The organism is Stenotrophomonas sp. SMYL8 (assembly GCF_036320065.1).
Taxonomy (GTDB): Bacteria; Pseudomonadota; Gammaproteobacteria; order Xanthomonadales; family Xanthomonadaceae; genus Stenotrophomonas; species Stenotrophomonas maltophilia_A.
In genome coordinates this window covers 1-24,733 of record NZ_JAWIRR010000024.1, presented here as the reverse complement: position 1 = coordinate 24,733, position 24,733 = coordinate 1, and the positions used below count along the sequence as shown (strand labels likewise).

Genomic DNA, 24,733 nt, shown 5'->3' with positions numbered 1-24,733 from the left:
CTGGCCCGGGAAAGGCTCAGCCCTTGCTGCCGGCCTGGACCGCGCCGGCGCTGGCGACCGGCACCTGCCAGTCGCGCGCATCGACCACCACGCCTTCCTGCAGGCGTTCCTGGCCCTCGACCACCACCTTTTCGCCCGCCTTCAGACCGGTGCGCACCAGCCACTGGCGATCAACGCTGCCGTCGACCTCCAGCGTGCGGATCACCGCCTTGCCATCGCCACCGATCACCCAGGCATAAGCCTGGCCACCGGCGCTGCGCAGCACGGCCTGCTGCGGCACGGTCAGCGCACTGGCCGGTGCACCCCGCGGCACTTTCGCGCGCACATACATGCCGGGTAGCAGCTGGCGCTGCGGGTTGTCGACCAGGATGCGGAGGATCACATCACCGGTACGCGCATCGACGTTGATGCCGGAGAACAGCATCTGGCCACGCTCGGACAGCGGCTTGCCGGCGGCACCGATGATCGTCACCGGCAGCTCGCCACCACCGGCAGCACTGCGCTGCAGCGATTCCAGCTGCGCCGCCGGCTGGCGCACATCGACGTAGACCTGGTCGATCTGCTGTACCACCGCCATCGGCTCGGCATCTGCCACGCCGACCAGTGCGCCTTCGGTCACCAGCGCCTGATCGATGCGGCCGGCAATCGGCGCGCTGACCGTGGCATAGCGCAGGTCGAGCTGGCGACGGGCCAGGATCGCGCGCGCTTCATTCACCGCGGCACGGGCCTGTTCGTACTCGGCACTGGCATCGTCGCGATGCTGCTGGCTGACGGCCTGTGCCGCGGCCAGTGCATGCAGGCGCTGCGACTGCACGCGACTGCGGCCCAGGGCGGCCTCGCTGCGCTGCAGCGCGGCCAGTGCCGAATCGACATCGGCACGGAAGGCCGCCGGATCGATCTGGAACAGGGCCTGGCCGGCGTCTACTTCCGCGCCCTGGTCAAACAGCCGGCGCTGCACGATGCCACCCACCTGCGCTCGGATCTGCGCGGTGCGCACGGCGGCCACGCGGCCAGGCAGTTCGTCGTCACGCTGCACCACCTGCGGGCCGACGGTAACCACGCTCACGCGGGGTGCGGCTTCGGGCGTGGCTTCGGGGGTGGAGCAGGCCGTCATGGCCAGGGCGAGGGCCGCGATCAACGCGACCGGAGTCCTGAAGGTTCTCATTGCTGTGCACAATGCCGCGCGGGCGGCTGATAGGTTCTGAAGAACCCAGTGTGCGTGGCGATGATGGGGTTTCGATGGAGGAACTGTGGAGATACGATGGAGGCAAGCACCTTAAGGCCCCGCCCCTGCATGCATGCCGCCCCTGCCCTCGCCGCCCTCGTCCTGATCGTCGAGGATGAGGCCGAGATCGCCGACATTCTTACCGCCTATCTGGAACGCGAAGGACTGCGTACGCTGCGCGCCGCCGACGGCCACAGCGCACTGGACCTGCATCGCAGCGCCCGCCCCGACCTGGTCCTGCTCGACGTGCAGCTGCCGCGGCTGGATGGCTGGAGCGTGCTGACCCAGCTGCGCCAGCGCGGCGAGACGCCGGTGATCATGCTGACCGCACTGGACCAGGACCTGGACAAGCTGACCGCACTGCGCATGGGCGCTGATGACTACGTGGTCAAACCATTCAATCCGGCCGAAGTGGCGGCGCGCGTGCGCGCCGTGCTGCGGCGTACGTTGCGCGCCTCGCGCGTGGATGCCCCGACCGCGCTGCGGGCGGGCCCGCTGCTGATCGACTCGGCCACCCACGCCGTACACGTGGAAGGCGAAGGCTACAGCCACGAAGTGCTGCTCACGCTCACCGAGTTCAAGCTGCTGCACTGCATGGCGCTGGCGCCGACCCGCATCTTCAGCCGCAGCGAACTGATGCACGAGTGCCTGCCGGAAAGCGAGGCGCTGGAGCGCACGGTCGACAGCCATGTCAGCAAGCTGCGCCGCAAGCTGGATGAAGTGGGCATGGTCAATGTGCCGGCCAGCGTGCGTGGCGTCGGCTACCGGTTGATGGCCGACCGCTGATGGCCCGCCTGCGCCGCTCCGGGCTCAGCCGCCACATCATCGTCTCGATGTCGCTGATGGTGATCGGCGTCATCGTGATGATGATCCTGTCATCGTGGCTGCTGTATGCAGTGCTGGTCGAATTTTTCCCCGGCACTACCGAGGAACCGGAAAGCTGGCTGCCGACCGGCCCTGAACTGGCATGGATGGTCGGCGTGATCCTGACCGGCCTGGCGCTGGCCATCGCCGCCTCGTTCCGTCTTGCCCATCGCATCCTGTCGCCGTTGAATTCGCTGGTGGACAGCGTGCGCGCGCTCGCGGGCGGCGACCTCGGTGCCCGTGCCAGCGTCGAGGAAAACTCGCCGGGCGAAGTGGCCACCTTGGTCGAGGACTTCAATGCCATGGCGCGGCGGCTGCAGCACGTGGAGAGCGAGCGTGCGATGTGGCATGCAGCCATCGCCCATGAACTGCGGACGCCGGTGACGATCCTGCGCGGCCGCCTGCAGGGCCTGGCCGAGGGCGTCTTCCAGCCGGACGAATCACAGTTCCGCAGCCTGCTCGCCCAGGTCGAGGGCCTGTCACGACTGATCGAGGATCTGCGCGTGCTGAGCCTGTCCGACAATGCGCGGCTGGACGTGCGCCGCGCACGTACCGACGTGGTGGCCGAAGTGCATTCGGTGATGACCCTGGTCGATCCCCAGTTCCGCGCCGCCGGCTTCGTGCTGGAGCTGGAAACCAGCCGCGAAGAACACAACGCGCACTGCGACCCGACCCGCCTGCGCCAGGCGCTGCTGGCGCTGCTGGAGAACGCGCGCCGCTATGCCAGCCCGGGCAAGGTGCGGATTGCCGTGCATGACACACCGGGCCATGTGCAGGTAGCGATCGAGGATGAGGGCCCGGGCATCGACCCTGAGCTGCACGCCGACATCTTCTCTCCGTTCATGCGTGCCGACGGTTCGCGTTCGCGCCAGGGTGGCGGTAGCGGGCTCGGCCTGGCGGTGGTCAAGGCCATCGCCGACGCGCACGGCGGCCGCGTCTACTGCACGGCGGGCAACGCTGGTGGCAGCCGTTTCGTTATCGAGCTGCCGCGCCAATAGCCGGCGTGGCTGCCTGTTCCCGCAGGCGGGCACCGAGCGCAGCGAGGTTGGCGTCGATCGCATCCATTTCGTTGCGCTGCTTCTCCGGCAGCTGCTGACGCAGCTGTACGCGCAGCGCCTGCCAGGCCGGCACCGCCTGTGCGCTGGCGGTGGCAACCGCTTCGGCCAGCACCGCCTGCTCATCGGCCAGCGGCAACCCGTAGCCGCCGTCCGCCAGCAGCGTACCCGGGCGCAGCCATTGCCCACCCTGCTCCAGCAACTGGCGCAGGCCCCGGGTCTCGGCACTGTCCGGTGCGGCCAGCAGGCGCCGTTTCAGCACATCGCGCGCGCGCAGCTCGGCGCGGCGTTGCGCAGCCTGTTCCAGCAGCAGCAGGCCGGCGCTTGCGCGCAGGTCGCCCTGCAGCAACCACAGCGCACGCTGCTGTGCGGGCAGCTTCAACCAGCCGCGTACGTCGCGTGCGGGCAATGCCAGCTGGGCTGCCGCCACGCCGAACAACTGCTGGTAGTGATCGCGTGCCGAGGCGAAGTAGTAACCCTGCGCCTGTGCTGCATTGCGGTCCGTGAGTACCTGCTCGTCCAGCACATGCAGCTGCGACAGCCGACGCTTCAAACCACGCGGACTCAGCTGGGCCAGCCCGGCCTCGCCCAGCCGCGGCACACCCGCCTGCAGCAGCTTGGCGGTTTCCACCGCGCAGTTGTTGCTGACGAAGTAATAGCGCCCGTCATAGCTCCAGTGCACCTGCGCAGTGCGCTCGAGCAGGCTGGCGATCTCGCCGGGCGACAACTGCAACGGCAGCGACTGCAACCCGCGCAGCTCGACCTTGGTGTACTCATCCACCACCTGCTGCAGCGGCAGCACGAACAGTCGCGACGGGTAGCCACCGGTAAGGCCACGCCAGTTGGAAATCTGCACGTCACCAACGAAGGCACGGAACGAAAGCACACGGTGGTATTCCAGGTCCAGGCGACAGTCCGGCCCCGGCGCACGGCCCGGCCGGCAGATCACCAGCCGCAGCATGCTGTGGCCCCAGCGGCTCATCGGCTGCGCGCTGCCTTCGGCAAACAGGTAATCCACCGCGTAGACACGTGCCGGGTCGAGTTGCAGCAACGACGCCGCGCCCTCTTCCGATTCGGCCTGCAGCAATGGCAACGTGGTCGCGCAGTGCGACTGCGGCAGCGATGTCGGGGTTCCGAAATGGGCCTGGTACCACTGCGCCAGTGCCGGGCGCCGGCAGGCAAACTCGCTGTCGAGCACGAAATGCTCGGCGTTCACTGCCAGGTACTCGGCCGGATCCTTCAGTTCATAGGCGTCCGGACTACGGTCACGGAAATCGTTGTCGCCACGGCCGATATGCCAGGGCTTGCGCTGCCATCCGGCCAGATCACGCCAGCGCATACTGCGCGACCAGTTCGCCGCCGTACGGTCGGCAACATGGGTCAGTTCGTGTACCAGCGCGCTGCGTCGCGCACGCCGGGCGCCGGGCATGCCGTCATCCAGCAGATCGCGGCGCAACGTGATGCGGTCGCCGAAAGCGCGGCCGTGCACCTTGGCAGGAAGGCCATCACTCCAGCGCACCTGCACCTGCGCCGGCAGGGCGCGCAGCAGGCCATCTGGCAACAATGACTGCACGTCGGCCAGGGTCTGGCTGGCGAGCTGCTGCTGCGCCGGGTCGAGGCCGGCGGGGTCCAGCTGCAGGCGGTCAGCCGCGTGCGCGACGTGAGCGATCAGCAGTAGAGCCACGCCATGCGTGGCTGCGTTCCGTGCAGATGTCATGGCGTTGCCGGCCAGCGGCCGGCACTACCCGAAGGCGGGATCAACGTGCCAGCAGCGCGCGGGCCAGTTCCAGGTCGCTCTGCTGCTGTGCGGCAGTGCTCTGCTCACGCAGGTGGACCAGCGCGGCCTGCAGGCGGGCACCACGGATCTGGCCGTCGCTGGCGACGAACGCGGCGGCATCGTCGCGCGCAGCCAGTACCACCTTGTCATCGCCCGAGCTGCTGCCCGAGGAACCGGAGGAGGCACCCGTGGCCGAACCGGCCGACGTGCCGGCGAAGCTGGAAGCGAAGCCGGCCAGCGGCAGGGACAGCAGGGCGAGCAGCAGAAGCGGACGGGTCATCGGTTCGAAGCCGGTTGTTAGGAAGCGTGGAGCGTAACGGGTGCGTGAAGGATTTGCCCGGCTCAAACGTCGAACAGCTTGCCGGGATTCAGCCGCGCTTGGGGATCGAACGCGCGTTTGACCGCCTTCATCAGGGCGATCTCGGCCGGGCCGCGGGTGCTGTCCAGGTAGCCCTTCTTGACCAGACCGATGCCGTGCTCGGCCGAGATGCTGCCGTCGAAGCGGGCCAGCACCTGCGCCAGCAGCTTGGTTACGTGCTCGCATTGCGCCACGAAATCAGCGTCACTGGTGTCGTCCGGCTTGAGCACGTTGATGTGCAGATTGCCGTCGCCGATGTGGCCGAACCACACCACATCGAAATGCGGGTAGGCCTGCCCGATCAGCGCCTGGGTCTCGGCCAGGAACGCCGGCATCGACGAGATCCGCACCGAAACATCGTTCTTGTAGGGCGTGTAACGGGCAAGCGACTCAGTGATGCCTTCGCGCAGGCGCCACAGCTGCGCGGCCTGCGCGTCGCTGGCACTGATCACGCCATCGCTGACCCAGCCATTGCCCATGCAGTCCTCGAACGCGGCCATCGCCGCCGCTTCCTGGGCCTCGTCGCCCGCGGCGAACTCGGTGACCACGTAGTACGGATGCACCTCGTCGAACGGTGCCTGCGCGCCATGCGCCAGCACGTGCTCCAGCGCCCGGTCGGTGAAGAATTCGAAGGCCTGCAGCTGCAGGCGCGCGCGGAACGCGGCGAACACCTGCATCAGCACTTCAAAGCTGGGCACGGCCAGCAGCATCACATTGCTGGCCGGCGGCGGGTCGGTCAGCTTCACCGTCGCCTCGACGATCACACCCAGCGTGCCTTCCGAGCCGATCAGCAGCTGGCGGAAGTCGTAGCCGCTGGAGTTCTTGATCAGGCCCTTGTTGAGCTCCAGCAACTCGCCATCAGCCGTGACCACTTTCAGCCCGGCGATCCACTCGCGGGTGTTGCCGTAGCGGATCACGCGGATGCCACCGGCATTGGTAGCGATGTTGCCGCCGATCGAGCAGGACCCGCGCGCGGCGAAATCCACGGGGTAGATCAGGCCGTGATCCAGCGCGGCGTTGTGCACGGCCTCCAGTGGCATGCCGGCCTGCACCACCAGGGTGCGATCGACGGCGTCGTAGGCCAGCGCCTTGTTCATCCGTTCCAGGCTGAGCACCAGCTCGCCGTTGGCGGCCACCGCGCCACCCGAGAGGCCGGTGCGGCCACCGGACGGCACCACGGCCACGCCCTCGCCTGCACTCCAACGCATCACCGCCTGCACTTCCTCGACCGTGGCCGGCAGTGCGATCGCCAGCGGCGCCGGCGTCCAGCGCCGGGTCCAGTCGCGCCCGTAATGCTCCAGGTCGGCCGGGTCGGTCTTCAGCTTCAGGCCGGGACAGGCCTGCTGCAGCGAGGCAATGCGGGAATCGGTCATGACAGTCCAGCGCGGTGCGTGAAGAACGGGCAAGCGTGCCAGCGGCACGCGCCAGCGTCCAGCCCCGCAGCCCTGCAGATAGCTACGGATGCAACCAATTGCGCACTGCACCATGGTCGCTGCGATCTGGCATAGTGGTCAGCCCCTGTCCCACTGGCCGTGTCGCCCCATGTCGCCGAAGAAGACCTCGTTCCCGAAGCAGGATATCCGCGTGCTGTTGCTGGAGGGGGTCAGCCAGACCGCCGTGGAGGTATTCAGCGCCGCCGGCTACAGCCAGATCGAAGCGCACACCAAGGCGCTGCCCGAGGACGAACTGAAGGCGCGCATCGCCGAGGCGCACATCGTCGGCATCCGTTCGCGCACCCAGCTCAGCGCCGAAGTGCTGGCCGAGGCCAAGCGCCTGATCGCGGTGGGCTGCTTCTGCATCGGCACCAACCAGGTCGACCTGGACGCGGCCGAGCTGGCCGGCATCCCGGTGTTCAACGCGCCCTACTCCAACACCCGCAGCGTGGCCGAGCTGGTCATCGCCGAAGCGATCATGCTGACCCGTGGCATTCCGCAGAAGAACGCTGAATGCCATCGCGGCGGCTGGTCGAAGTCGGCCAGCGGCAGCCATGAAGTGCGCGGCAAGACGCTGGGCATCATCGGTTACGGCCACATCGGCACCCAGGTCGGCGTGCTGGCCGAATCGCTGGGCATGCAGGTGATCTTCCACGACGTGGAAACCAAGCTGGCACTGGGCAATGCCCGTGCAGCGGCCAGCCTGGACGACCTGCTGGCACGCGCCGACATCGTCACCCTGCACGTGCCGGAGACCCCGTCCACGCAGTGGATGATCGGCAGCACCGAGCTGGCGAAGATGCGCAAGGGCGCGCACCTGATCAACGCCGCGCGCGGCACCGTGGTCGACATCGATGCGCTGGACGCGGCCCTGGCCAGCGGCCACGTCGGCGGCGCCGCGCTGGACGTGTTCCCGGTCGAACCGAAGGGCAACGGCGATATCTTCGAATCGCCGCTGACCCGCCACGACAACGTGATCCTGACCCCGCACGTGGGCGGCAGCACGCTGGAGGCGCAGGACAACATCGGCGTTGAAGTGGCCGCCAAGCTGGTGCGCTACAGCGACAACGGCAGCACCCTGTCGGCGGTCAATTTCCCGGAAGTGACCCTGCCCGAGCACGCCGACAGCCTGCGCCTGCTGCACATCCACCAGAACGTGCCGGGCGTACTGTCCAAGGTCAACGAGATCTTCTCGCGCCACAACGTCAACATCGACGGCCAGTTCCTGCGCACCGACCCGAAGGTGGGCTACGTGGTGATCGACATCACCGCCAGCGAGGAACAAGCCGCCGCCGTGCGCGACGAGCTGGCCGCGATTCCGGGCACGCTGCGCACGCGCATCCTGTACTGAGAAAAGGGGACGGAGGGGATTAAGTCGTTTGCGGCACATGCGGCGTAAACGACTTAATCCCCTCCGTCCCCTTTTTCTTCAGCGCGTCAGCCACCGGCGCGCCATGCGCTGCATGGATTCGTCCGATTCCGGATCGGCCGCGACCTCGGTCACCTGCCGCCAGGCCAGGTCGAGTGACTCCTCGCTGAGCACGAAGGCTTCGCCGCCCAGCGCGCGGATCACGAAACGCACGTCGTAGTGCCAGTGTCCCGGCACGTCCTTGCGCTCCGGAATCCAATGCTTGTCCAGATCGAAGATGGTCGGGTCTTCCAGCACCAGGCCGCTCAGGCCCGATTCTTCTTCGGCCTCCTTCAGCGCCACCTGGGCCAGGTCACGATCGCCGTCGGCGTGGCCGCCCAGCTGCAGCCAGCGCTGCAGCTTGCGGTGATGGGTCAGCAGCAGGCGCTGGCCGTCGGCACTGACCAGCCAGCAGCTGGCGGTGAAGTGGCCGGCCAGCCGCTCGCGCCGGAACGGATCTTCCGGATCGTCCAGCAATGTGCCGAATTCGGCAGCCAGTGCGTCGTGGGCAGGCTCACGGCGGGCATAGTCCCGCAGCAGGCCACGCAGGCGATCGTCAAGCACGGCAAGGGTTTCGGCGGTCTGGCGCATGAATGGGGGCGGTCTGGAAAAATACTGCTCATTATCGCCGTTCATTGTTGCGATTGCGCTTGTGCGTTGGCTTCAGCTTTGGCTAAGGTACAGCGGGCCGTTCGCGCGGCCTTCACCATTCCAGGGTTGCCGGCAACGTATCGGCGGCCCACCCAATCCGATCACTAGGAAGTACTGCATGCTGAAAGCTCTGTTGAGGGTCAAGCCGGTTGAACCGGCCGGGCACGTCGATGCCGGCGAACCCATCGAAGGCAGCCTGGACGGCGAAGCCACGTTGAAACGGACCCTCACGGCTAAACACCTCATCCTGCTTGGCGTGGGGGCGGTGATCGGCGCTGGTATCTTCGTGCTGACCGGCCAGGCCGCGGCCAACCATGCCGGCCCGGCGGTGATGCTTTCGTTCGTGCTGGCCGGTTTCGCCTGTGCCCTGGCGGGCCTGTGCTACGCCGAGTTCGCGGCGATGATGCCGGTCTCCGGCAGTGCCTACTCGTACTCCTACGCCACCCTGGGCGAAGGCATGGCCTGGTTCATCGGCTGGTGCCTGGTGCTGGAGTACCTGTTCGCCTCGGCCTCGGTCGCGGTGGGCTGGTCGGCGTACCTGATCAGCTTCATCACCACCACCCTGCACATGCCGTTCCCGGATGCGCTCAGCGCAGCCCCGATCGCCTGGACCGGCAGCGAGTTCATCGCCTCGGGCAAGCTGTTCAACCTGCCGGCGGTGCTGATCGTGGCGGCGGTGTCCGGCCTGCTGTACGTGGGCGTGACCCAGTCGGCCTTCGTCAACGCGATCATCGTGGCGATCAAGGTCACCGTCATCTGCCTGTTCATCGGCATCGGCGCAGCCCACATCGACCCGGCCAACTGGCAGCCGTTCATCCCGGAAAACACCGGCGTGCCGGGTGAGTTCGGCTGGAGCGGCGTGTTCCGCGCGGCCACCATCGTGTTCTTCGCCTACATCGGCTTTGATGCGGTCTCCACCGCCGCCGGCGAAACCAAGGACCCGCAGCGCAATATGCCGATCGGCCTGCTCGGCTCTCTGGCCGTGTGCACCCTCGTCTACATCATCGTCTGTGCCGTGCTGACCGGCATGATGCCGTACCACCTGCTGGGCACCGACAAGCCGGTGGCCACCGCGCTGGAGCCCTACCCGACCCTGGCCTGGCTGAAGACCTTCGTGGAAATCGGCGCCATCGCCGGCCTGTCCTCGGTGGTGCTGGTGATGATGATGGGCCAGACCCGCATCGCCTACACCATCTCCCGCGACGGTCTGCTGCCGAAGTTCTTCGGCAAGGTCCACGCCCGCTTCCGCACCCCGTACGTCGCCACCATCGTGGTCGGCGTGATCGCCGCGGCACTGGCCGGCCTGGTACCGCTGAACGTGCTGGGCGAACTGGTCTCGATGGGCACCCTGCTGGCCTTCGCCACGGTCTGCATCGGCGTGCTGGTGCTGCGCTATACCAAGCCGGAGATCCACCGTCCGTTCCGCGTGCCGGCGGTCTGGATCATCTGCCCGCTCGGCGCAGCCACCTGCCTGTTCCTGTTCTGGCAGGCGTTCGTGGTGCACTGGCACCTGTTCGTTGGCTGGACGCTGCTCGGCCTGCTGATCTACCTGGGCTACGGCATCCGCAACAGCAAGCTGGCCAAGTCGCCCTGATCCGCCTACGGGCCGGCCTCGCGCCGGCCCGTCCGTTTTCCCCGCGCGCCGCCCGTGGCGCGCTTCGACAAGACCACCACACATGTTCAAGCAACTGTGGGCCACCAAGCACCCGCATGCCGCCCATGAAGACGCCAACGGCCTGAGCCTGCGCCGCCACCTCGGCCCCTGGGGCCTGACCGCCCTCGGTATCGGCGCGGTGATCGGCGGCGGCATCTTCGTCATCACCGGCCAGGCCGCCGCCAACCACGCTGGCCCGGCCATCATGCTGTCCTTCGTACTGGCCGCCATCTGCTGCGCCTTCTGCGCACTGGCCTATGCCGAGTTCGCCTCGATGGTGCCGGTCTCCGGCAGCGCCTACACCTACACCTACGCCACCTTCGGCGAGCTCTCGGCCTGGTTCATCGGCTGGATGCTGGTGCTCGAATACGGCGTCTCCGCCTCGGCGGTCGCGGTCAGCTGGACCGGCTATTTCCTCAGCCTGCTCAGCCAGTTCGACATCCATCTACCGGCGGCGCTGGTCAGCGCCCCACTCGATGCACAGCTGCGCCCCACCGGCGCGATCGCCAACCTGCCGGCCGCCGCGCTGGTACTGCTGCTGACCTGGCTGTGCTACGTCGGCATCAGCAAGTCCTCGGCGATGAACATGGCAATGGTCGTGCTGAAGACCGGCCTGATCCTGCTGGTCATCGTGGTCGGCTGGAAGTACGTGGACACCAGCAACTGGACCCCGTTCATTCCGGCCAACGAAGGCCCCGGCAAGTACGGCATGGAAGGCGTGCTGCGTGGCGCGGCGATGGTGTTCTTCGCCTACATCGGTTTCGAGGCGGTGTCGGTGGCGGCGCAGGAATCGAAGAACCCGCAGCGCGACATGCCGTTCGGCATGATGCTGTCGCTGGTGATCTGCACCGTGCTGTACATCGCCATGGCCGCAGTGATGACCGGCCTGGTGCCGTTCCAGCTGCTGGGCACCGATGAGCCGGTGGTGACCGCCGTGGCGGCGCATCCGCAGCTGGGCTGGCTGCGCTGGGTGGTCGAGGTCGGCGCGCTGGTCGGCCTGTCTTCGGTGGTGCTGGTGATGATCATCGGCCAGCCGCGCATCTTCATGATCATGGGGCGCGACGGCCTGCTGCCGCCGGTGTTCACCAGGATCCACCCGAAGTACCGCACTCCGCACATCAACACCGTGATCACCGGCATCGGCATCGCGCTGCTGGCGGCGCTGTTCCCGCTGGACATCCTGGGCGAGCTGACCTCGATGGGCACGCTGATCGCGTTCGCGGCGGTGTGCGCGGGCGTGCTGATCCTGCGCCGCACCCAGCCGGACCTGCCGCGTCCGTTCCGCATGCCGATGGCGTGGCTGATCTGCAGCCTGGGCGTGCTGAGCTGCCTGGCGCTGCTGTCGGCGATGACGATGCACAACTGGATGCTGATGGGCGTGTGGACGTTCGTTGGTTTCGTGATCTATTTCTGCTACGGCTTCAGGCACAGCCGCCTGCGGGGTAAGTAAAGGGATTGCAGGGCCTGCGGCCCTGCACCTGCCTTTGAAGCCGGAGCAACGGCAACAGCTGGGCTGAGGGGTTTGGCGGGGAGGCATGCGGGCGCCGGGCCCCCCGTCAACCCCCCCAGGGCGCCTTCGCCGCGCCATCCATGGCGCGGATACCCCCGCGAACCCATGCCTCCCCGCCCATGACAGTCTCCCGGCGCATCCGGTGGATCCACGCCATGCGTGGATGAAACGTTCTCTTGAACGAATGTTCCGGAATGACTGTTTCTGTAGAGCGGAGCCATGCTCCGCTCCGAGCAAGCGCAGCGCCGCGACCCGCTTCTGCCTTTCCTTCTTCACTCCGTGGCTGACGCGCACGGAACCTGTCCGTGGTCGGGCGGGTGGGTTGTGCAGGGGTGTCCGCGGCATGGATGCCGCGGCCAAGCCCCCAAGGAAGGGTCTACGGCGTCCCCTGCACAGCCCACCCGCCCGGCCAAAGCAAGAAATCCAGCCCGGCGAGACAGCCACGAGGGGCTCAGCCGTTGGCCGAATCCAGTAAAATCGCCGGCATGAACGCCCCCACCTTCCCGTACGACACCGCGCGCCTGAGCGAACTGGCCCAGCTGCTGATCGACAACGTCCGCGAACTGGCCCAGGCCGGCTGGACCCCGGCCACCAGCAGCAACTTCTCCCACCGCCTGGATGACCGCCACGCCGCGATCACCGTCTCCGGCAAGGACAAAGGCCGCCTGATCGAGGACGACATCATGGTGGTGGACTTCGACGGCCAGGCCGTCGGCCGCCCGCTGCGCCCGTCTGCCGAGACCCTGCTGCACACCCAGCTGTACCGTCGCTTCCCGGAGATCGGCTGCGTGCTGCACACCCACTCGCCGATGCAGACCATCGCCTCGCGCCTGTACGCGCCGCAGGGCCACATCCGAGTGGAAGGCTACGAGCTGCTGAAGGCCTTCGCCGGCAACAGCACCCACGAGATGGCCATCGACGTGCCGGTGTTCGCCAACACCCAGGACATGAACGTGCTTTCGAAGCAGGTCGATGACCTGCTCGACCGGCAGAACCTGTGGGGCTACCTGATCGACGGCCACGGCCTGTATGCCTGGGGCCGCGACATGGCCGAGGCACGCCGCCACCTGGAAGCGTTCGAGTTCCTGTTCCACTGCGAGCTGGAACTGCGCAAGCTGCGCGGCTGAACCCGCACGCAGGTGCAGATGTCGATCCGGAATCTGCACCTCGTGCCCACCCTGCTACCCTGTCTTCCCCCCGAGACGTTCAAGCTGCCGCCATGAGCCGACTGCGCATCTACGACGACACCCGCCCCGAATCGCCGCTGCTGGACACCCAGGACGGCGCGGTCATCGCTGCCGAGCTGCAGAAGATCGGCGTCACCTTCGAGCGCTGGCAGGCCACCGCACCGGTCGCACCGGGCGCCAGCCAGGATGAAGTGTTCGCCGCTTACCGCGCCGACATCGACCGCCTGGTTGCCGAGCGCGGCTTCAAGAGCGTGGACGTGGCCTCGATCGCCCCGGACAACCCGAACCGCGCCGAGCTGCGCAGGAAGTTCCTCGACGAACACTTCCACAAGGAAGACGAGGTGCGCTTCTTCGTCGCAGGCTCCGGCCTGTTCACCCTGCACGTGGGTGACAAGGTCTATGAGATCGAGTGCGTGAAGGACGACCTGATCGCCGTGCCCGACGGCACCACCCACTGGTTCGACATGGGCGATGAGCCCAGCTTCGTGGCGATCCGCTTCTTCACCGAGCCGGATGGCTGGGTCGGTCACTTCACCGGCACCGACATCGCGCAGAAATTCCCCCGTTACGTACCTACCCAGGCATCCTGATCCATGCAGCCCCGCGTCATCCTGACCGATATCGAAGGCACCACCAGCAGCATCTCGTTCGTCAAGAACGTGCTGTTCCCCTATGCCCGCAAGGCGCTGCCCGCGTTCGTCGCCGAGCACGGCCAGCAGCCGGAAGTCCGCCGTTGGCTGGATGCGGTGGCCACCGAGATCGGCGGCGCCTGCCAGGACAGCCTGGTGGCCGAAACGTTGCAGGGCTGGATCGACCAGGACCGCAAGCACACCGCGCTGAAGGCGCTGCAGGGCCTGATCTGGGACGAAGGCTACCGCCGCGGCGACTACACCGCGCACTTCTACCCGGAAGTGGCGCCGGTGCTGAAGGGCTGGCACGCCTCCGGCCTGCCACTGTACGTGTACTCCTCCGGCTCGGTGCCGGCGCAGAAGCTATTCTTCGGCTTCAGCGACGCCGGTGACCTCAGCCCGCTGGTGTCGGGCTGGTTCGACACCGAAGTCGGCGGCAAGCGCGAGGCCGACAGCTACCGCCGCATCGTGCAGGCCATTGGCGTGCCGGCCGGCGAGATCCTGTTCCTGTCCGATGTGGTGGAAGAGCTGGATGCTGCCCGCGAAGCCGGCCTGCAGACCCGCCTGATTGATCGCCTGGATGACTACCCGCTGCCGCGCACCGGCCAGGCCGCCAACGGCCATGAGCGCGTCGAGAATTTTCAGCAGATCCAGCTGTAAAGAAGAGATGTGTGCGGACCAACGGTCCGCACCTACCCGTCTCCGCTTCTGGTAGATGCCAACCTTGGTTGGCATGTTCGGGGTGTGCCAACCAAGGTTGGCACCTACCAAAACAGGATGCGCCGCCCTCAACGATCGTTGAGGGTTTTTACCTTCAGCGCTTCGCGCAGCGTCGTCAGATCCACCGGGCCACGCACTGCGATGTCGCGGGTTTCGCCCGGCAGCAGGTCCAGCAGGTTGTCTTCAACCTGCACATCCAGCGCGCCGAAATCGATCCACGTCGCGCGCACATACGCCGCGCTTTCCAGCCGCAGGCGATAGTGGTCGCCCTCGATGCTCAAGGCAGCCTTCAGCTTCTGTCGGGGCAATACCTGGTCCTTCGCCTCGACGAAACCAACCACCTGGCGGGCACTCACCGCCCCGTTCTGCAGCAGTTCGAACACGGCCACCGTGCGCTTTGGATCGGCACCGGCCAGCAATTCGGCGTCGCGGAAATCACCGATCGAGGTGACACCGGCGGCAGCCAGCGACACCGCTTCCTCGCGGCGGCGAAGCACCTTGCCGTCCACATCCATCACCCGCAACCGCCAGCGTGCATCCAGCGCGGCACCGTCGTTGATCAGGCGCACCCGCGTACTGCCCTCGTCGCGCAACGCCGCCACCGCCACCGGCGCGAAGAAACGCCGCGCGGCGAAGTGCAGCGCCTTCCAGCGACCGAAGTAGTCCACGCTGGACCATGAAGCACCTGGCCAGACGTCGTTGAGCTGCCAGTACAGCGAGCCCATCGTGTACGGCCGCGAGGCGCGATGATGCAGCGCCGCCAGTGCGATGCCATCGGCCTGCATCACCTGGCTGAGGTAGACGAAGTCCTCGAAGTCCTTCGGCGTGCCGTAGCCCAGTTCGATGTAGTGCAGCAGGCGGCTGTTGCCCTCGCCGGCCATGAATTTCTGGTGCGCGCGGATCACCGGGCTGTCGATGCGCTGCTCGGCGCGGGTGGCGATCTGGTCCACCGTCGCCACCGACGGCCACGCCTGCAGCCCGTACTCGGACATGAAGCGCGGGGTCTCGCGCAGGTAGGCCTGCACCGGCAGCGCCGGATTGCCCCAGACCTGCCAGTAGTGCTTGTCGCCACGCGTTGAATCGTTGGCCTTCTCGTCAAGGTCGTTGCTGGGCGAGCTGGACCAGTACGGCACACCCAGCCCTTCCTTGCCCACCACCTGGCGCAGGTCGTTGCCGAACAGGTCGACGTAGCCCTGCCAGACCTTCGCCGCAAATGCCGGGTCGGCCACCTTCAGGTCGCGGCCGTGACCCCAGTCCTTCCAGGCGGTTTCTTCCTCGTTGTTGCCACACCACAGCACGATGCTGGGGTGATGGCGCAGCCGGCGCACGTTGTCGCGTGCTTCGGCCACCACGCTTGCCCGGAAGGCCGGATCGTAGCCCGGCTGCATGCCGCCGCCGAACATGAAGTCCTGCCAGACCAGCAGGCCCAGCTCATCGGCGATGTCGAAGAACGCATCGTCCTCGTAGTAGCCGCCGCCCCAGTTGCGCAGCATGTTCATGTTGGCGTCGCGCGCGGCGGTCAGCACCTGGCGCAGGCGTGCGGCATCGACGCGTGCGGGGAAGGCATCGAACGGAATGACGTTGGCGCCCTTGGCGAAGATCTCCACGCCGTTGATGACGAAGGCGAAGCCCTGCCCTCCCTTGCGGTCTTCCTCGCGGCGCAGTTCGACCGTGCGCAGGCCGATGCGCTGCTCGCGCGCCAGCGTTGCATCGCCGCCACCATCCAGGCGCGCCTGCACGGTATAGCGGTCCTGCGCGCCATGGCCCACCGGCCACCAGCGCCGCGGCGTGGCCAGCTCAACCGGCAGCTCAACCGCATTCTGGCCCGGCTTCAGCAACACCGTGCGTTGCACCTGGGCCACGTTGCGGCCTTCCGGATCCTGCACATCCACAGTGACCATCGCAGAACCGGCAGTGCTGCCCTGCTCCACCTGCAGCAACACCGCCAGCTCCGCCTGCTCCGCGCTCAATGCATCGGTACGCACGGCAAGATCGGTCAGGCGGTGCGCGTCCCAGGCCTGCAGGTCGACCCCGCGCCAGACCCCGGCGGTGACATAACGCGGGCCCCAGTCCCAGCCGAAGTGGTAGGCCGGCTTGCGCGCGAAGTTGCCGACCATCGCGTCTTTGGGCTCATCCCCATAGGGTGAAGGATAGTTGCCGGCAATCTTGTGCGGCATCGCCTGCACGCCCGGCAGCAGCGTGCGGATCGGTGAGCGGAACACGATCTGCAGTTCATTGCCGTTCGCGCGCAGGCGCCCGTCCACACGTGCATGCCACGTGCGGTGCGCGTTGTCCGCGCGCAGCAGCGGCTTGCCGTTGAGGCTGACCTCGGCGTAGGTATCCAGCCCGTCGAAACGCAGCTCGGCGTTCGGCTTGGCCAGCGTCGCCGCATCCACGTCGAAGCGGGCGCGGTACTCCCAGGCGGTCAGGCCGATCCACTGCAGCTCGGCCTCGGGTGCACCGACATAGGGATCGCGGATCAGCCCATGCGCCAGCAGGTCGGTGTGTATGCTGCCCGGCACCTTCGCCGCACGCCATTGCTGCAGGCCTGGGTGGGCTGCACCCTCGGCGTCGCCGGGCAGCATGCGGAACTCCCACTGTGCCTGCAGAGGCGCCGCAGTTGCCGGGAAAGCGGACGCTGCGATCAGCAGCAGGAGCAGACGGACAACGAGGGAAATGCGATGCACGTGGCGCTCCTGTTTTTCCGCCGGGCGTGACCCGGCGCTACCGATTTCGGATTGCCAGGCATGGCCTGGCACTACTGCATTCGAACGATCTTCAACGCACGACGTTCAACACTTCGTAGCACGCGCCCATGGTGTGGTAATCCACCTTGCCGGCAGGGCTTTTCTCGTCGCTGTACTTGCGGTTGTCGGCATCGAGGATGCGGAACCATGCACCGTACTGGTGGTCGACGAAGTGCTCCCACGAATACGCCCAGATGCGTTCGTACCACTGCCAGTAGCGGTCATCGCCGGTACGCTTGGCCATCAGCGCAGCGGTCGCCAGCGTTTCGGCCTGCACCCAGAAATACTTGTCGTCGTCGCAGACGAAGCTGTCGCCGCCGATCGGGGCGCCGTCCATGCCGGGCTGCCGGCGCGATTCCGGTGCGAAGCCGTAGTACAGGCCGCCCCGGGCGTCGTCCCAGCTGCGCGCCACGGCCACGTCGAACAGGTGCTGCGCGGTCGGCACCAGCCAGTCGGCCTGCACATGGCGATCGAGGATCAGCAGCAGCTTGGCCCACTCGGTCTGGTGGCCGGGCTGGAAGCCCCATGGGCGGAACAGGTGCTTGGGGTCGTCCAGGTTGTAGTCCCAGTCGATTTCCCAGTTCACATCGTAATGTTCCCAGACCAGGCCACCGGCCTTGGCGGCCTGGCGGCGGGTCATGTTGTCGGCCAGCTGCAGCGCGCGCTCGACATAGCGCTGCTCGCCACTGGCCTCGAACGCGGCCAGCATCGCTTCGCACATGTGCATGTTGGCATTCTGGCCGCGGTAGCCGGTGAAGTTCCACTGGCCATCGGCTTCGTCTTTATACAGGCCATGCTGCGGCTCCCAGAAGCGTGCTTCCAGCAGCTGCCAGGTCTCGTCCATCCAGTCGCGGGCCTGCTCGATGCCGGCCTTCAGTGCGCAGCTGTGGGCCAGCAGCACGAAGGCCACGCCGTAGCAGTGGTTCATGTCGTCCTCGACCTTGCCGTCGCGCAGGGTCCAGGCATAACCGCCGGTGGCCGGGTTGCGGTGCACCTCGCGCAGATAGCGCACGCCATGCTCGACAGCCTCCCGGTATTCGGCATTGCCGAACTCGCGGTAGGCCATCGCATAGTTGAAGACGAAGCGGGTGCTGCTCACCAGGTGGCGGTGGCTGGCATCGTAGATGCTGCCGTCATCACGGAAGTAGTGGAAGAAACCGCCGTCCAGATCGATGCAGCGCGGGTGGTAGAACGCCATCGTGTCGGCGATATGCGCGCGCAGGAACGCGGGCGAACGGAAATCGGGCGAGGTGCTCATGCGGTAATGTCCTGGGCCTGCAGCAGCTGCTGCACTTCATCGAGCGAGGGCATCGCGGCGAACGCGCCCTTGCGGGTAACAGCCAGCGCACCCACGGCGGCACCGAAGCGCAGCGTGGCGGTGATCGCCTCCGGGTCCTGGCAGAACGCGGCAAAGCCTGCGCCCGCCCCACCACGCTCCAGCAGGCCGACCAGCACGCCACCGACGAAGGCATCGCCGGCGGCCGTGGTGTCGACGGTGGCCACGCGGAAGCTGGTGACCGTGCCGTGGTTGTCGCGCGTGTACCAGTGCAGCGTGGCCGCACCATCGGTAACGATGACCCAGCGCGCCTGCGCGGCCAGAAGGCGCTTGAGCACCACTGACTCGCCATCGGCACCCAGCGGTGCCGCCAGGTAATCCAGCTCCTCGCGCGACAGCTTGACCAGGTCGGCGCGCTCCAGCGCCTGCCACAGGCGCGGCGTCGGATCTTCGTTGGCTGGCCACAGAGCCGGGCGCAGGTTGAGGTCCAGGCTGACCACCGCACCGGCGGCACGGGCGCGCTCCATGCCGGCGAAGGTCGCCTCGGCGATGGCCGGCTCGGTCAGGCTGTTGGAACAGACGTGGAAGCACTGCGCGCTGTCGAGGCACTCCGCCTGGAAGTCACTGTCACGGAACAGCAGGTCAGCCGCCGGCGGGCGGTAGAAACTGAAGCTGCGCTCGCCACTGGCATCCAGCGCGACGAAGGCCAACGCAGTCTTGGCGGCGTCGGTGCGCACGATGTAATCCGTGCCCACGCCGTGCTGGACCAGACTGTCGGCCAGGAAGTCACCGAACATGTCGCGGCCAAGCATGCCGACGAACTGGGTCTTCGCCCCCAGCCGCGCAGCCGCCACCGCGACGTTGGCCGGCGCACCGCCGGCGTACTGCAGGAACGCGCGCGGGGTATCGGCCGAGGCCGGCGGCTGCGCTAGTAGATCGATCAAAATTTCGCCGAAGCAGACAATGGCACCCATTTCCGACTCAGCCTCCCTGCGTTGCGGAAGCCGGCGGGCGCGAACCCACCAGGCCGTAGAAGATGATGTAGACGTAGCAGACCACCGGCAGCACGAAGCTGAGGTGCAGACCGATGCGGTCGGCCAGCACGCCCTGCAGCAGTGGGATGATCGCGCCGCCGACAATGGCCATGATCAACAGGCTGGACGCCTTGTTGGTCAGCGGGCCCAGACGTTCGATGGCCAGCGAGAAGATGGTCGGGAACATGATGGAATTGAACAGACCGGTCGCCACGATGCCGTACAGCGCGACCTTGCCACCCGACGCCAGCGTGACGCCCAGCAGCACCACATTGGCCACTGCGAATCCGGCCAGCAGGCCGCGCGGCGAGTACTTGGCCAGCAGCCACGCACCTGCAAAGCGACCAACCATGGCGCAGCCCCAGTAGGCCGACACATAGTGCGTGGCCTGCTGTTCAGTCATGCCGCCGATCTCCGGCAGTGCCAGGTAGTTCACCATCAGGCTGCCGATGGACACCTCAGCACCGACGTAGAAGAAAATAGCCAGCACGCCGAAAAGTACGTGCGGATGCTTGAGTGCATCCAGCAGCGTGTGGTGGCCGCTGTCGGCCTGCTCGGTGGTCTCGGTCAGGCTGGGCAGGCGGAACAGGTAGACGAACACTGCCAGCAGCACCAGTGCGATGGCCAGGCCCACGTACGGGCCCTGCACCGACTGCGCTTCGGCGGTACGGTAGGCAATCTGTTCGGCCACGGGCAGCGCGTTGATCTCGTCGCCGCTCTTCACTGCGGTGCTCAGAATCAGGAAACCACCAAACAGCGGCGCCAGCGTGGTACCCAACGAGTTGAGTGCCTGCGCCAGGGTCAGACGACTCGATGCGGTCTGTTCCGGGCCCAGCAGCGCAACGTAGGGATTGGCTGCCACCTGCAGCACGGTAATGCCGGTGGCAAGTACGAACAGCGAACCAAGGAACGCTTCATAGGTGCGCAATGCGGCCGACGGCCAGAAGCCCAGCGCGCCCACGCCGGCGATCAGCAGGCCGGCGATGATGCCCTTCTTGTAGCCCAGGTGGGCCACCAGCCGACCGGCCGGCACCGACATCAGGAAGTACGCGCCGAAGAAGGTGAACTGCACCAGCATCGCGCGGGTGTAGTTCAGTTCGAACACCGCCTTCAGGTGCGGAATCAGCACGTCGTTGAGGCTGGTCAGGAAGCCCCACATGAAGAATATGGTGGTGGCAACCGCCAGAGCAGCACGGACATTCATGACCGGCGCCTGGCTGCTGGAGGTACCCGATGGACGGGGCATTGCGGAGATCGGCATGCGGTACGCGCCTCGATGCGCGGAAAGTCGTTGTTGCGTGGAAGGGGTATATGGAAGGAATCAGTTCGGTCGTGCGGCACTGCTTTCGCGGATGCGCAGCTGCACCGGCGCGACCGTGCGCCGTGGCGGCGCATCCGGCTCGTCCAGTCGTTGCAGCAACAGCGCGGCAGCTTGCCGGCCCCGCTCGCGCGGATCGGCAGTGAGCGTAGTCAACGGCGGCACCGCGACCGACGCCTCGGAAATATCATCGAAACCGGTAACGGCAAAGTCACCGCCCGGACGGATGCCACGCGAATTCAAGCCCAGCATCAAGCCCAGCGCGACGGTGTCGTTGTAGCAGACCGCTGCACTCGGCCGATGGCCGTCGGCAAACAGCTCATCGGTGCGCGCCGCAGCTTCCAGGCGGTTCGGCGCCGACTCGATCATCCAGCCCGGCGGCAGCGACAGACCGGCCTCGGCCAGCGCCTGCTGGAAACCGGCACGGCGCTGGTGGCACGAGCTCGATGCAGCGTGGCCGCCGAAGAAGGCGATCTGGCGATGGCCGCGTTCGATCAGGTGGCGCGTGGCCAGATAGGCGCCGTGCTGGTTGTCCAGGGTCAGGAAATCCCAGTCGGCCCCGTCCAGCTCGCGGTTGAACAGCAGCACGTTGGCATTGGCACCCAGTGCCTGCCGCAGCAGCGCGGTATCGCTGCCCTCGGCCGGCGACAGGATCAGGCCGGCCGGGGTGTGCTCCATCAGCGTGGACAGCACCGCCTGCTGCCGCTCCGGCGATTCACCGGTACTGCCGAGCAGGGTCACGTAACCGCGTCCGCCCAGCGCCTCATCCACGCCGGACGCGAATTCGGCGAAGAACGGGTTGGACAGATCGTTGATCACCAGCGCGATGCTCGACGAGGTCCGCCGGCGCAGGTTGGCCGCCGCGCGGTTGTAGACATAGCGCTGGCGACGCAGCTCGGCCTCGACCTTGGCGCGGGTATCGACGTTGACCAGCGGGCTGCCGCGCAGCACCAGCGATACGGTTGCCCGTGACACGCCGATGGCACGCGCGATGTCGGTCACCGTCACCGCCTTGCCGGCGCGCTTGCTGGGACTGCTGCCGTTGTCGTTCATCGTCTTCCCGGACTCCGCTGGATGCTCAAGCCTAATGGATCAGGGCCCTGTCGTGCCGTGCCGTTCGCTGGGTCACCGCGAACGGCACAGTCCGTCTCAGCGCAGCTGGCTACCCGGTGCCGCACACCAGGACACCGGAAGGTCCTTCACCGCCGTGCCCCAGCCCTGCTCCGGCGCCTTCGCATCGAGCGCGAACTGCAGGCGCGGGCCCTGCTGCAGCTGGTTCCAATCCAGCCACACCGGCGCATGCGCCTGGCCATCGACCTTCACACCCTGCACGTACTGCAGGCGGCGGCCATTGGCACCCGGCGCGTCGATGCGCAGGGTGCGGCCATTGCCCATGTCCACTTCCACCTTGCTGAAACGCGGGGTATGCAGCAGGAACTGGCCGCTGCCCGGCACCGCCGGATACACACCGATGGCACTGAACAGGTACCAGGCCGACATCGTGCCGAGGTCATCATTGCCGGTCACGCCATTCGGGGCATTGGTGAACAACTGCTGCGCGGCACGCACCACGGCGGCGGTCTTCCACGGCTGGCCGATCAGCGTGTACAGCCACGGCGAGTGCAGGTCCGGCTCGTTGTTCGGGTTGTAGCGGAACTGGTTGTAGTAGCTGTACGGCCCGACCACCCACTCCTTGCGGGCTGCATTGAGCGGGTCGGCCTGCAGCGCGTCCATCGCGAAGAAGGCATCGAGGCGGCGGCCGGTCTGTTCGCGGCCGTCCATCGCGTCGACCAGGCCCGGCACGTCCTGCTGCGCCAGCCACTGGTACTGCCACGCCGTGCCTTCATGGAAACCGTGATGCGAGCGCGGGCTGTAGTGGCCATCGGCCGGCGTGTACCACTGGCCATCTTCGGTGCGCGGGCGCGGGAAACCGGTGAAGCCGGTTTCGGCATCTCGCACCTGCGGGTCCCACACCTTGCGCCAGTTGCGGCCGCGCTCACGCAGCGTCGCCGCGTCCTGCGCATGGCCCAGGCCATCGGCCATCTGCGAAAGCGCGCAGTCGGCCAGCGCATATTCCAAGGTGGCCGAACCGCCGTGGTGCGGATCGACGTCCATGCCCTTGGACGGGAACGCGCGGTCGTAGACCACGTAGCCCTTGTCCAGATAGGTCGGGTTACCGGAACGGCCGGCCATGCGCGAGTTCAGCGGAGGAGTACCGAACGCGTTGCGGCGCAGCGCATCCCACGCCTGCGATTCACGGCCCTTGAGCGCACCGAAGCGCCACAGGTCGACCATGAACGGCGTGACTGGATCGCCGGTCATGATGTTGGTCTCGAAGTTGGCATAGCCCCAGCGCGGCAGCCAGCCACCCTGCTCGTCGATCGCCAGCAGGGTACGGCCGATGTCACGCGCCACGTCCGGGCGGGTCAGTGCCAGCCACTGGTTCTGCGCGCGGTAGGTATCCCACAGCGAGAAGTACTCGTAATAGGTCCAGCCATCGGCGCGGTGGATACCATCGTCATAGCCGCGATAACGGCCGTCGGCATCGTTGCCGGTCATCGGCTGCAGCAGCGCGTGGTAGGCCGCGCTGTAGAACACGGTGCGGTCATCGGCCGTACCGCCCTGCACACGCACCCGACCCAGCTGCTCGCGCCACGACTGCTGGGACAGCGCACGCATGCGGTCGAAACCGAGCAGCACCCCACCCTGCATGCCGTCCGCGCGCAGATTGATGCGCGCGCCTTCGGCGTCCACATGCGAGATCGCGCTGACCGCCGTCACCGACTGGCCCTTGGCCAGGTCGAAGCTGAGCCAGGCACCGTTCGGCTTCTGCTCGCCTTCCATGCTGTGGCGCGCGCCGGGTAGGCCACCGCCCTCACCCCAGGTGCCATGCGCCTTGAACGGGCGGTCGAACTCGATGCGGAACCAGGTGGTGTACTGATGGCCGCCGCAGAAACTCTTGGTGACCAGCTTGCCTTCCACCACGCGGTCGCCGACCACATCGACCACGCTGCCGATCACCGAGTGGCGCTCATTGGCCTGGCCGACGTTGACCAGCACGTGGCCATCCCCACTGCGCTGGCTGAAGGTGTAGCGCTCGGCCGCGGCACGCGTACGCGCGGTGGTCTCGGCATCGATGCCGCCGTAGCTGGTCAGCCGCACCTTGTAATAGCCCGCCTGGCCAATCTCGCCGTCATGCGTGTACGACGCGGCATAGGCCTTGTGGTCAAACTTCTTCGCGTTGCCGGTATCGAAATCGCCGCCGGGACCGATCGAACCGGTCACCGGCAGCACCGACACCTGCCCGCCCTGCTCCCAGCAACCTGCGCCGGAGATGAAGGAGTGGCCGAAACCGCGGATCTTCTCGTCGTCGTAGCGCCAGCCCGAATAGTGGCTGCCGATCGGGCTGACCTGGATCAGGCCGAACGGTGCCGACGCGCCCGGGAACGTGTTGCCGTCGTCCTTGCTGCCGATGAAGGTGTTGACCTCGCGCTCCAGCGCAGCCGGCGCGGCCTGCAGCAGCACCGGCACTGACGACAGTGCGAGCAGGCAGGCCAGGCGCAGCAGCGGGCGCGAGGACACTGGGACGGCGGGAGCGGACGGCACTGGACGCATGTCGGGTTCCTGTAGTCGATGAGGCGGAGGCAGACGGCCGGGGCCGTCCGGCACCGTTCCGCTGAGTCCCGCCATGACTGGCAGAAAGCTCCCCCTGGAATGACGCCCGACCCACCAGACCGTGAATTTAGATCGATTCAAGTAGAGCATGCAGGTTCAGCCGAATGCATTCTGCGGCGCAGCATGAGAGGGGTATTCGGCAGGGCTGCGCCCTGCACCTGCCGAAGCCGAAGCAACAGCAAAAGCCGGTTTCCTGCGGGAGTCGGGGGGGG

19 protein-coding genes are annotated in these 24,733 nt (G+C 67.0%); 8 read left to right on the top strand and 11 right to left on the bottom strand.

What is annotated here, in order from left to right:
• Nucleotides 1–16: 16 nt before the first annotated feature.
• The gene (locus tag V3B25_RS16725; RefSeq protein WP_032128781.1) at nucleotides 17–1,165 is read right to left on the bottom strand and encodes an efflux RND transporter periplasmic adaptor subunit; all 1,149 of its coding nucleotides are present in this window, start codon (nucleotides 1,163–1,165) and stop codon (nucleotides 17–19) included.
• Nucleotides 1,166–1,294: 129 nt separating this feature from the next.
• On the opposite strand from V3B25_RS16725, the gene V3B25_RS16720 reads away from it, so the two are divergent.
• Nucleotides 1,295–2,011: a response regulator gene (locus tag V3B25_RS16720; protein WP_020424480.1), complete on the top strand. Its 717-nt coding sequence runs from the start codon at nucleotides 1,295–1,297 to the stop codon at nucleotides 2,009–2,011.
• Complete coding sequence (locus V3B25_RS16715; RefSeq protein ID WP_032128780.1) at nucleotides 2,011–3,087, top strand: ATP-binding protein; 1,077 nt, start codon at nucleotides 2,011–2,013, stop codon at nucleotides 3,085–3,087. The genes V3B25_RS16720 and V3B25_RS16715 overlap by 1 nt, the downstream gene beginning before the upstream one ends.
• Here the strand turns inward: V3B25_RS16715 and V3B25_RS16710 are convergent.
• The 3 genes from V3B25_RS16710 to V3B25_RS16700 form a co-directional block, all read right to left on the bottom strand.
• Nucleotides 3,065–4,861, bottom strand: coding sequence for a DUF4105 domain-containing protein (locus tag V3B25_RS16710; RefSeq protein WP_329811026.1), 1,797 nt, complete (start codon nucleotides 4,859–4,861; stop codon nucleotides 3,065–3,067). The genes V3B25_RS16715 and V3B25_RS16710 overlap by 23 nt on opposite strands.
• A 40-nt stretch (nucleotides 4,862–4,901) precedes the next feature.
• Nucleotides 4,902–5,201 carry a DUF2388 domain-containing protein gene (locus tag V3B25_RS16705; RefSeq protein WP_014037036.1) on the bottom strand — a complete coding sequence of 100 codons (300 nt, stop codon included), beginning with the start codon at nucleotides 5,199–5,201 and terminating at the stop codon, nucleotides 4,902–4,904.
• A gap of 62 nt (nucleotides 5,202–5,263) precedes the next feature.
• Nucleotides 5,264–6,652 (bottom strand): FAD-binding oxidoreductase, encoded by a 1,389-nt coding sequence (locus V3B25_RS16700; protein ID WP_329811025.1) that lies wholly within the window; start codon nucleotides 6,650–6,652, stop codon nucleotides 5,264–5,266.
• Nucleotides 6,653–6,821: 169 nt separating this feature from the next.
• Between V3B25_RS16700 and serA the strand changes: the two genes are divergently transcribed.
• Nucleotides 6,822–8,063 carry a phosphoglycerate dehydrogenase gene (gene serA / locus V3B25_RS16695; protein ID WP_014037034.1) on the top strand — a complete coding sequence of 414 codons (1,242 nt, stop codon included), beginning with the start codon at nucleotides 6,822–6,824 and terminating at the stop codon, nucleotides 8,061–8,063.
• Between the two features lie 78 nt (nucleotides 8,064–8,141).
• Here serA and V3B25_RS16690 read toward each other — a convergent pair whose 3' ends face one another.
• Nucleotides 8,142–8,756 (bottom strand): NUDIX hydrolase, encoded by a 615-nt coding sequence (locus V3B25_RS16690; protein ID WP_329811024.1) that lies wholly within the window; start codon nucleotides 8,754–8,756, stop codon nucleotides 8,142–8,144.
• Nucleotides 8,757–8,889: 133 nt separating this feature from the next.
• Here V3B25_RS16690 and V3B25_RS16685 point away from each other — a divergent pair, with 133 nt between their 5' ends.
• The 5 genes from V3B25_RS16685 to mtnC all read left to right on the top strand — a co-directional run bounded on the left by V3B25_RS16685 (nucleotide 8,890) and on the right by mtnC (nucleotide 14,411).
• On the top strand, nucleotides 8,890–10,365 hold the full coding sequence (locus V3B25_RS16685) for an amino acid permease (protein WP_329811023.1): 1,476 nt from the start codon (nucleotides 8,890–8,892) through the stop codon (nucleotides 10,363–10,365).
• A gap of 82 nt (nucleotides 10,366–10,447) precedes the next feature.
• Nucleotides 10,448–11,875: an amino acid permease gene (locus V3B25_RS16680; RefSeq protein ID WP_065183667.1), complete on the top strand. Its 1,428-nt coding sequence runs from the start codon at nucleotides 10,448–10,450 to the stop codon at nucleotides 11,873–11,875.
• 545 nt (nucleotides 11,876–12,420) lie between these two features.
• Nucleotides 12,421–13,062: a methylthioribulose 1-phosphate dehydratase gene (locus tag V3B25_RS16675; protein ID WP_201119008.1), complete on the top strand. Its 642-nt coding sequence runs from the start codon at nucleotides 12,421–12,423 to the stop codon at nucleotides 13,060–13,062.
• Between the two features lie 92 nt (nucleotides 13,063–13,154).
• Nucleotides 13,155–13,712, top strand: coding sequence for an acireductone dioxygenase (locus V3B25_RS16670; protein WP_014037028.1), 558 nt, complete (start codon nucleotides 13,155–13,157; stop codon nucleotides 13,710–13,712).
• Between the two features lie 3 nt (nucleotides 13,713–13,715).
• Complete coding sequence (mtnC, locus tag V3B25_RS16665) at nucleotides 13,716–14,411, top strand: acireductone synthase (protein WP_043397315.1); 696 nt, start codon at nucleotides 13,716–13,718, stop codon at nucleotides 14,409–14,411.
• A gap of 128 nt (nucleotides 14,412–14,539) precedes the next feature.
• On the opposite strand, the gene V3B25_RS16660 is transcribed toward mtnC, so the two are convergent.
• The 6 genes from V3B25_RS16660 to V3B25_RS16635 all read right to left on the bottom strand — a co-directional run bounded on the left by V3B25_RS16660 (nucleotide 14,540) and on the right by V3B25_RS16635 (nucleotide 24,461).
• Nucleotides 14,540–17,158, bottom strand: a complete 2,619-nt coding sequence (locus tag V3B25_RS16660; RefSeq protein WP_329811022.1) for a glycoside hydrolase family 2 protein — start codon at nucleotides 17,156–17,158, stop codon at nucleotides 14,540–14,542.
• 91 nt (nucleotides 17,159–17,249) lie between these two features.
• Nucleotides 17,250–18,476: an AGE family epimerase/isomerase gene (locus V3B25_RS16655; RefSeq protein ID WP_329811021.1), complete on the bottom strand. Its 1,227-nt coding sequence runs from the start codon at nucleotides 18,474–18,476 to the stop codon at nucleotides 17,250–17,252.
• On the bottom strand, nucleotides 18,473–19,468 hold the full coding sequence (locus V3B25_RS16650; protein ID WP_201119001.1) for a carbohydrate kinase: 996 nt from the start codon (nucleotides 19,466–19,468) through the stop codon (nucleotides 18,473–18,475). The genes V3B25_RS16655 and V3B25_RS16650 overlap by 4 nt, the downstream gene beginning before the upstream one ends.
• Before the next feature lie 7 nt (nucleotides 19,469–19,475).
• On the bottom strand, nucleotides 19,476–20,774 hold the full coding sequence (gene fucP / locus V3B25_RS16645) for an L-fucose:H+ symporter permease (RefSeq protein ID WP_329811020.1): 1,299 nt from the start codon (nucleotides 20,772–20,774) through the stop codon (nucleotides 19,476–19,478).
• 75 nt (nucleotides 20,775–20,849) lie between these two features.
• A complete protein-coding gene (locus V3B25_RS16640) occupies nucleotides 20,850–21,899 on the bottom strand; it encodes a LacI family DNA-binding transcriptional regulator (protein ID WP_049424705.1) in 1,050 nt (349 codons plus the stop codon).
• Between the two features lie 96 nt (nucleotides 21,900–21,995).
• Nucleotides 21,996–24,461, bottom strand: coding sequence for a GH92 family glycosyl hydrolase (locus V3B25_RS16635; RefSeq protein ID WP_329811019.1), 2,466 nt, complete (start codon nucleotides 24,459–24,461; stop codon nucleotides 21,996–21,998).
• Nucleotides 24,462–24,733: the final 272 nt, after the last annotated feature.

What these genes read in the sequence shown, in the direction of transcription:
- V3B25_RS16725 (WP_032128781.1), bottom strand. Translation starts at nt 1,165, where the DNA reads ATGAGAACCTTCAGGACTCCGGTCGCGTTGATCGCGGCCCTCGCCCTG.
- V3B25_RS16720 (WP_020424480.1), top strand. Translation starts at nt 1,295, where the DNA reads ATGCATGCCGCCCCTGCCCTCGCCGCCCTCGTCCTGATCGTCGAGGAT.
- V3B25_RS16715 (WP_032128780.1), top strand. Translation starts at nt 2,011, where the DNA reads ATGGCCCGCCTGCGCCGCTCCGGGCTCAGCCGCCACATCATCGTCTCG.
- V3B25_RS16710 (WP_329811026.1), bottom strand. Translation starts at nt 4,861, where the DNA reads ATGACATCTGCACGGAACGCAGCCACGCATGGCGTGGCTCTACTGCTG.
- V3B25_RS16705 (WP_014037036.1), bottom strand. Translation starts at nt 5,201, where the DNA reads ATGACCCGTCCGCTTCTGCTGCTCGCCCTGCTGTCCCTGCCGCTGGCC.
- V3B25_RS16700 (WP_329811025.1), bottom strand. Translation starts at nt 6,652, where the DNA reads ATGACCGATTCCCGCATTGCCTCGCTGCAGCAGGCCTGTCCCGGCCTG.
- serA (WP_014037034.1), top strand. Translation starts at nt 6,822, where the DNA reads ATGTCGCCGAAGAAGACCTCGTTCCCGAAGCAGGATATCCGCGTGCTG.
- V3B25_RS16690 (WP_329811024.1), bottom strand. Translation starts at nt 8,756, where the DNA reads ATGAACGGCGATAATGAGCAGTATTTTTCCAGACCGCCCCCATTCATG.
- V3B25_RS16685 (WP_329811023.1), top strand. Translation starts at nt 8,890, where the DNA reads ATGCTGAAAGCTCTGTTGAGGGTCAAGCCGGTTGAACCGGCCGGGCAC.
- V3B25_RS16680 (WP_065183667.1), top strand. Translation starts at nt 10,448, where the DNA reads ATGTTCAAGCAACTGTGGGCCACCAAGCACCCGCATGCCGCCCATGAA.
- V3B25_RS16675 (WP_201119008.1), top strand. Translation starts at nt 12,421, where the DNA reads ATGAACGCCCCCACCTTCCCGTACGACACCGCGCGCCTGAGCGAACTG.
- V3B25_RS16670 (WP_014037028.1), top strand. Translation starts at nt 13,155, where the DNA reads ATGAGCCGACTGCGCATCTACGACGACACCCGCCCCGAATCGCCGCTG.
- mtnC (WP_043397315.1), top strand. Translation starts at nt 13,716, where the DNA reads ATGCAGCCCCGCGTCATCCTGACCGATATCGAAGGCACCACCAGCAGC.
- V3B25_RS16655 (WP_329811021.1), bottom strand. Translation starts at nt 18,476, where the DNA reads ATGAGCACCTCGCCCGATTTCCGTTCGCCCGCGTTCCTGCGCGCGCAT.
- V3B25_RS16650 (WP_201119001.1), bottom strand. Translation starts at nt 19,468, where the DNA reads ATGGGTGCCATTGTCTGCTTCGGCGAAATTTTGATCGATCTACTAGCG.
- fucP (WP_329811020.1), bottom strand. Translation starts at nt 20,774, where the DNA reads ATGCCCCGTCCATCGGGTACCTCCAGCAGCCAGGCGCCGGTCATGAAT.
- V3B25_RS16640 (WP_049424705.1), bottom strand. Translation starts at nt 21,899, where the DNA reads ATGAACGACAACGGCAGCAGTCCCAGCAAGCGCGCCGGCAAGGCGGTG.
- V3B25_RS16635 (WP_329811019.1), bottom strand. Translation starts at nt 24,461, where the DNA reads ATGCGTCCAGTGCCGTCCGCTCCCGCCGTCCCAGTGTCCTCGCGCCCG.